The 921-nt window shown below is 49.5% G+C and carries 1 protein-coding gene; it reads right to left on the bottom strand.

Features of this window, described 5'->3' with window-relative positions:
• Positions 1-54: 54 nt before the first annotated feature.
• Positions 55-921 (bottom strand): AI-2E family transporter (locus QVO97_RS04370; protein WP_288188900.1); only part of this gene is annotated, 867 nt, incomplete at its 5' end.

The raw sequence follows: 921 nt of genomic DNA, 5'->3' as shown, positions 1-921 counted from the left end.
AATTTCCTATGAAACAAAAAAATTTTACTATATAGAAATAGAAGGAAACCTCCCCTATTCTTCCCTCCGGAATTTCTGAATCGCCTCCATCAGCATCCTGAAATTCCGGATCATCGAATCAAACGCCCCATATTTATAAAAATTGATAAAGACAAGCCCCACCGGCACCGCCAGAATCATGCCTGTCAGCCCGCGCAGCTTAAATCCCAGATACAAAAGAAACAGGGTCATCAGAGGCGGCAATCCAATCGACTCCCCGACGATCTTCGGCTGGATGATCTGACGGACGACCTGCGTCAGGATGTAGAGCAGGATAAGCCCGGTCGCATACGCATACTCCCCCGCGAACAGCTTCACAACCGCCCATGGGAACAGCACCGTTCCCGTTCCAAAGATCGGCAGAAAATCCAGAATCGCCGTCAAAAATGCCAACAGGACACCGTAGCGGACGCCCAGCACCAAAAATCCTGCCGCGAGAATCAGCGCCACCACACACATGATACGGAATTGTGCCAGAAAATATCCGCCAATCACTCCCTTTGCGTCCCGTTTCATATACTCGATATAGCGGAATATAAATGCCGGAAGATGCCCTTTCAGCCAGAGCATGATGGACTCCCGGTCCGCCAGAAACAGATATGAAGACAGGATAGTAATGACCATATTTACCAGAAGATTCGGAATACTCTTCGCCACATGTCCGGCGATCTGCACGGTCGGTTCCGCCGCCCGCGATACCAGTTTTCCAAACAAACCATCCAGATTATCCGAAAATGCCAGCAGCGGCGGCTGTAAATTCTGAGGAAAATATTCTGCAAGCTTCCGCCCATTCTGCAATGCATCCTCAATCTCAGCGATCACACTCTGATATATTTCCGGTGCATCCGCCAGAAAACTTCCCATTTCCCGGTAAACCAGAAG

This window comes from Clostridium sp. CAG:43, assembly GCF_000434655.1.
GTDB classification, from domain to species: Bacteria; Bacillota; Clostridia; order Lachnospirales; family Lachnospiraceae; genus Otoolea; species Otoolea fessa.
Note: the sequence above shows the minus strand (reverse complement) of the source record. Positions and strands in the feature narration are given on the sequence as shown.